Source organism: Bradyrhizobium sp. Leo170, assembly GCF_004296405.1.
Lineage (GTDB): Bacteria > Pseudomonadota > Alphaproteobacteria > Rhizobiales > Xanthobacteraceae > Bradyrhizobium.
In genome coordinates this window covers 1-6203 of sequence record NZ_PSRR01000431.1, presented here as the reverse complement: position 1 = coordinate 6203, position 6203 = coordinate 1, and the positions used below count along the sequence as shown (strand labels likewise).

General features: G+C 64.1%; 6 protein-coding genes. 3 read left to right on the top strand and 3 right to left on the bottom strand.

Annotated elements, in window-relative coordinates:
- Positions 1 to 46: 46 nt before the first annotated feature.
- From CWO89_RS39510 to CWO89_RS39500, 3 genes are all read right to left on the bottom strand, one after another.
- A complete protein-coding gene (locus CWO89_RS39510) occupies positions 47 to 250 on the bottom strand; it encodes a tautomerase family protein (protein ID WP_028163903.1) in 204 nt (67 codons plus the stop codon).
- Between the two features lie 117 nt (positions 251 to 367).
- Positions 368 to 2011, bottom strand: coding sequence for a histidine--tRNA ligase (locus CWO89_RS39505; protein ID WP_130583713.1), 1644 nt, complete (start codon positions 2009 to 2011; stop codon positions 368 to 370).
- Positions 2012 to 2084: 73 nt separating this feature from the next.
- Complete coding sequence (locus CWO89_RS39500) at positions 2085 to 3164, bottom strand: branched-chain amino acid aminotransferase (protein WP_130583712.1); 1080 nt, start codon at positions 3162 to 3164, stop codon at positions 2085 to 2087.
- 340 nt (positions 3165 to 3504) lie between these two features.
- Here CWO89_RS39500 and CWO89_RS39495 point away from each other — a divergent pair, with 340 nt between their 5' ends.
- Genes CWO89_RS39495 through CWO89_RS39485 form a run of 3 tightly spaced genes read left to right on the top strand, consistent with a single transcriptional unit; the run spans position 3505 to position 6194 of the window.
- Entirely contained in the window at positions 3505 to 4059 is a 555-nt protein-coding gene (locus CWO89_RS39495; RefSeq protein WP_028163906.1) for a MarR family winged helix-turn-helix transcriptional regulator, read from the top strand.
- Between the two features lie 41 nt (positions 4060 to 4100).
- Complete coding sequence (locus tag CWO89_RS39490) at positions 4101 to 4796, top strand: response regulator (protein ID WP_130583714.1); 696 nt, start codon at positions 4101 to 4103, stop codon at positions 4794 to 4796.
- Positions 4797 to 4808: 12 nt separating this feature from the next.
- Positions 4809 to 6194, top strand: coding sequence for an ATP-binding protein (locus CWO89_RS39485; protein WP_130583711.1), 1386 nt, complete (start codon positions 4809 to 4811; stop codon positions 6192 to 6194).
- The last annotated feature ends 9 nt before the right edge of the window (positions 6195 to 6203 follow it).

Here is a 6203-nt window from a genome sequence, read left to right as displayed (position 1 = left end):
TCCCCGCTCCAGTGCGCAATTGCGCACAAGGCGGGGACGACGAGAGCTACTTCTTCGCCGCGGCGGCGCGCTCAACGAACGTCTTGCCGCCCTTCATCTTGTGGGTGAGCGGCGCCTCGTTGATCTGGATCACGACGGCTTCGGCGTCGACGCCGAGGTTCTTCACGAGCGCCTGGGTGATGTCGAGCATCATGCCCTTCTTCTGCTCTTCGGTGCGGCCGGCAGCCATGTTCACGGTGATCTCAGGCATCTCTCGCTCTCCCTTTTGTTGTCGTTCACTGGCCCGGCCGTCATTGCCGGGCTCGACCCGGCAATCCATCATTTTGAAGATGGATACGCGGGTCAAGCCCGCGTATGACGAATTCAGCTACCCCCACGTCACCTCATGCCGCGCCAGCACCTCGCGGACCTTCGCGACGAGGTCAGCCTCCGCACACGAAAACTGCGCCGGACGGGTCTCGCGCCATTCCTGGTTCGAAGCGATCGCCGCGGCGGCCTTCGCGCCTTCGATCAGGTCCTTGATCTGCACCTCGCTGCGCGCCTTTTCATCGGAGCCCTGGATGATGACGCAAGGCGAGTTGCGGCGGTCGGCATATTTGAGCTGGTTGCCCATGTTCTTGGGATTGCCGAGATAGAGCTCGGCGCGGATGTTGGCGCTACGCAACTGCGCGACCATCTTTTGATAATCCGCGACCCGCTCGCGATCGAACACCGTCACCACCACGGGCCCGAATTGCGGCCGCGTATCGAGCTTGCCAAGCAGCGTCAGCGCCGCCTGCAGCCGCGACACGCCGATGGAAAACCCCGTCGCCGGCACCGGCTCACCACGAAAGCGTGAGACCAGGCCGTCATAACGACCGCCGCCGCCGACGGAGCCGAAGCGAACGGGACGGCCTTTTTCGTCCTTGGTTTCCAGCATGAGTTCTACTTCGTAGACCGGACCGGTGTAGTATTCGAGACCGCGGACGACGGATGCGCTGATCTCGATCCTGTTGGTACCGTAGCCTGCTGACCTGACGAGAGAGTTGATGGCCAAGAGTTCGTCAACGCCTTCGCGGCCAATCTGGCTCGATCCAACGAATTCCCTCATACGTTCGATATAAGCTGCGATGTCGCAGAACATCTGATCGTCGGGATTTTCGGGCACCGAATGCAGGCGGTCGTCAGGAATTGACCCGCCCTCCCTGACCAAACGCCAGATCGGAACATCGGGTCTGCTCATTTGATTGTGCGGAGCATCAGTGCTCAGATAATAATCGCTCGGGATTGCATACCCGAGGATCGATGCAATCTGTGTCTCATCAAGTCCCGCCCCCTTGGTGAAGTCGCCGCTTTCGTCCTTGCGGCCTTCGCCGAGCAATTGACGTACACCGTCATATCGCAGCCGATCCAATTTATCGATTGCGCGCAAAACCGTGAGCCGCTTTTCAGCATTCTCCTCGCCGCCAAGTCCGATGCTCTCCATCACTCCATCAAGGACCTTCCGGTTATTCACCTTCACCACATAGCTGCCCCGCGGAATCCCCAGCGCTTCCATCGTGTCCGCCGCCATCATGCACATCTCGGCATCCGCGGCCGGCGAGGCAGAGCCCACCGTATCCGCATCGAACTGCATGAACTGGCGGAAGCGGCCGGGGCCCGGCTTCTCGTTGCGGAAGACGTAGCCGGCGCGATAGCTGCGATACGGCTTCGGCAGGTGATCGAAATTCTCGGCGACGTAGCGGGCGAGCGGCGCGGTCAGGTCGTAGCGCAGCGAGATCCACTGCTCGTCATCGTCCTGGAACGAGAACACGCCCTCGTTGGGGCGGTCCTGGTCAGGCAGGAATTTTCCGAGCGCGTCGGTATATTCCATCGCCGGCGTTTCCACCGGCTCGAACCCGTAGCGCTCGAACACCTCGCGGATGGTCTCGGTCATCCGGCGCGTCGCGGCGATCGCGGTCGGCCCGCGATCTTCGAGCCCGCGCGGCAGGCGCGCCTTCAGCTTCTGCGGTTTTTTGGGTTTGTCGGCCATGGGCGCGCATTTAGCAGCGGATGGAGAATGCGGCAACCGTCGCGCCGAGGCGGCGGAATAAATCCGCCGCCGGTCACAGCACCTTTTTGATCCAGTTGTGCGGGTCGGCCGCGCGACCGTACTGGATGTCGACCAGTTGCTTGCGCAGCCCCATGGCGACAGGGCCGGCCTCACCGCCGTTGATGAGAAACTCGCCGCTCGTGGAACACACCTTGCCGATCGGCGAGATCACGGCCGCCGTGCCGCAGGCGAAGGCCTCTTTCAGCTTTCCGCTGGCGGCATCAGCGCGCCACTGGTCGATCGTGTAGGCCTCCTCGCGCACCGGCGTGCCGGCATCCTTCGCGAGCGCGATGATCGAATCCCTCGTGATGCCCGGCAGGATCGTGCCGAGCGGCGGCGTCAGCAGCGAACCGTCGGCAAACACGAAGAAGACGTTCATGCCGCCGAGTTCCTCGATGTAGCGGCGCTCGACCGCATCGAGGAAAACCACCTGATCGCAGCCGTGTTCGATGGCCTCCGCTTGCGCCCGAAGGCTCGCGGCGTAGTTGCCGCCGCACTTGACGGCGCCGGTGCCGCCGATCGCGGCGCGCGTGTAGTTCTCCGACACCCAGATCGACACCGGCGCGGGTCCGCCCTTGAAATAGGAGCCGACCGGCGAGGCGATGACGGCGAAGATGTATTCCGCTGATGGTTTCACGCCGAGGAAGACCTCGCTCGCGATCATGAAGGGCCGCAGGTAGAGACTGCCCTCGCCGCCCGGAATCCAGGCGCGGTCGATGCGCACGAGCTGCTCGACCGCTTCGATGAACACGGGCTCGGGCAGCGGCGCCATGGCCATGCGCTCAGCCGAATTCCAGAAGCGGCGGGCATTGGCGTCGGGACGGAACAGGTTCACGCCGCCATCGTCGCGCTTGTAGGCCTTGAGGCCTTCGAAAATTTCCTGCGCGTAGTGCATGACGGCGGTGGCCGGATCGAGCGTGAAATTCGCGCGGGATTCGACGCGCGCGCCATGCCAGCCCTTCGCCTGATTGTAGCGGACCACAGCCATGTGATCGGTGAAAATCCGGCCGAAGCCCGGGTCCACGAGCCTTGTCGCGCGCTCCTTGTCCGAGGTCGCATTCGCCGCAGGCTGGATTTCGAATTTCAAACTCATATCCTTTGCTTTCCGCCCTTGCTTCCCGCTGTCGGAATCCGCGCGATTGCTGGCGCCGGTCTCTCCGGGCCTGACTGGCTTTGTCGGCCTGGACTTCACCGCCAGCCTTACGGCCGGTTTCCATCGCCGTCATGTCCGAAAGGACATGCTTTTGCCGGATGCTGAAGTCCAGTATGTTTTGTCGAAATGCCGCTCGACAATCGCACGGTAGTCCCAATTTGCGGCCCAAGCCTCCATCACTGGTCTGCTCGTGGCCGATCTAAACTTTGCCAGGGACGAAACGATTTAAAATTTCGTCGTGACTGGCAGTTTTGTAACATTGAACCCAAGATACGTCAATATGGCTGACATAAATTTCTCAACGGCAGCAGCGCAGCCCGATTCTCCGGGAACGGACGTATCCGCTCCCGGGCCTCGGACGGGCGATTTGCGCTGGGACATCATCGAGCTCCTGTTCTTCGCCTATCGCGACTTCGTCGGCGATGCCGATCAGGAGCTGGAGGCGTTCGGCTTCGGCCGCGCCCACCATCGGGTGATGCACTTCGTCACGCGCTATCCGGGGCTCAAGGTCGCCGATCTTCTCGACGTCCTGCGCATCACCAAGCAATCGCTCGGCCGCGTGCTGAAGCAATTGCTCGATGAAGGCTACATCCTGCAGAAGACCGGCAGCAATGACCGGCGGCAGCGGCTGCTTTACGCCACCGCCAAGGGCGAAGCGCTGGTGGCCAAGCTGGCGGGATTGCAGACCGACCGCATCAACCGCGCGGTCGCCGGCCTCGATCCGGGCGGCGTCGAGACCGTGCGGGCGTTCCTGCGCGCGATGATCGACCGCGACGATCCCGACAAGGTGCTGGAGACGATCTTCGGCGGCGCGGCCAAGAAGACGAGGGAGTGAACGTGACGCAGGGAGCAACCATTGCCGCGGCGACGGCACGAATGCCGATGAAACCGGCCGACGACGCGCCGCACCTGCTGCTGGTCGATGACGATCGCCGCATCCGCGATCTCCTCTCGCGCTTCCTCTGCGGCGAAGGCTATCGCGTCACGACCGCCATGAGCGCCAGCGACGCGCGCGCCAAACTACTGGGGCTCAATTTCGACCTGCTGATCCTGGATGTGATGATGCCCGGCGAGAACGGCTTCGATCTCGCGCGCTTCATCCGCGCGTCCTCGTCGGTGCCGATCATCATGCTCACTGCGCGCCACGAGGCGGAAGCCCGCATCGAGGGTCTGCAGATCGGCGCCGATGACTATGTGGCAAAGCCGTTCGAGCCGCGCGAACTGGTGCTGCGGATCGGCAACATCCTCAAGCGCACCGCGCCGCCGCCGGCGCAGACGCTGGAGCAGATCGCCTTCGGCCCCTACGTCTTCCATCTTGACCGCGGCGAATTGCGCCAGGGCGAGGAGATCATCCATCTGACCGACCGCGAGCGGGACATGCTGCGCGTCCTCGCCGCGAGCCCCGGCGAAACCGTGCCGCGCGGCGCGCTGACCGGAGGCGGCACCGTCAACGAGCGCGCCGTCGACGTGCAGATCAACCGCCTGCGGCGCAAGATCGAGCGCGATCCCGCCAATCCCTTGTTCCTGCAGGCGGTGCGCGGCATCGGCTATCGCCTGGTGGCCTCGCCTTAAGCCTTATCCGCCATGAGCACGATCGACACGGGCCTGAGCCTGATCCGCAACGCCTCGCAGCGCGTCTCCCGAGCCAATGGCCGGATGGGAAACGCGTTCAAGAGCTGGATGCCGACCGGCCTCTATGCCCGCGCGCTGCTGATCATGATCGTGCCGATGGTGGTGCTGCAGACCGTGGTGGCCTTCGTGTTCATGGAACGGCACTGGAACACGGTGACGCGCCGCCTCTCCGCCGCTGTGGTGCAGGACATCGCCGCTCTCATCGACGTCTACAAGACCTATCCGCAGGACAAGGACCGCGCGCAGGTGCGCCGGATCGCGCAGCGGCTCCAGCTCGTGGTCGATTTCCTGCCTCCCGGCGACATGCCGCCACCCGGGCCAAAGCCGTTCTTTTCGCTGCTCGACCAGTCGCTGTCGGTGCAGCTCGGCCGCCAGATCGGCCGTCCGTTCTGGATCGACACCGTCGGCAGATCCAACCTGGTCGAGATCCGCGTGCAGCTCGACGACGCGATCATGCGCATCTTCGCGCTGCGCAGCGCCGCCTACGCATCGAATTCGGAGATCTTCATCTTCTGGATGCTCGGCACCTCCACGATCCTTTTGATCGTCGCGGTGCTGTTCCTGCGCAACCAGATCAAGCCGATCCTGCGTTTGGCGGACGCCGCCGAAAGCTTCGGCAAAGGCCGGGAGGCACCGAATTTCCGGCCACGGGGCGCGCGCGAGGTGCGGCGTGCGGCGCACGCCTTCCTGGAGATGAAGGCGCGCATCGAGCGCACGATCGAGCAGCGCACCGCGATGCTCGCCGGCGTCTCGCACGATCTGCGCACCATCCTGACCCGCTTCAAGCTGGAGCTCGCGCTGCTCGGCGAAGGCCCCGAGATCGACGCCATGCGCAAGGACGTCGACGAGATGTCGATGATGCTGGAGGACTATCTCGCCTTCGCCCGCGGCGACTCTGGCGAGGTCGCACAGCCCACCGACATGACGATGGCGCTGGAGGAATTGCGCAACGACGCCGAGCGCCACGGCCACACCGCGACCGTCGCCTTCCACGGACTGCCCGTCGTGACCGTGAAGCCGGCCTCGTTCAAGCGCTGCCTCGGCAATCTCGTCTCCAATGCGGCGCGGCACGCCAACGCGATCTCGATCACCGGCCACCGCGACCACCGTTATCTCACGATCACCGTCGATGACGACGGCCCGGGCATTCCGGCGGACATGCGCGAGGAGGTGTTCAAGCCGTTCTTGCGGCTCGACGACGCCCGCAACCAGGACGAGGGCGGCACCGGCCTGGGACTGGCCATCGCCCGCGACATCGCCCGTTCGCATGGCGGCGACATCATGCTCGGCGACAGCCCGATGGGCGGCCTCCGCGCGACAGTGAGGGTACCGGTGTAGGGAAACTTT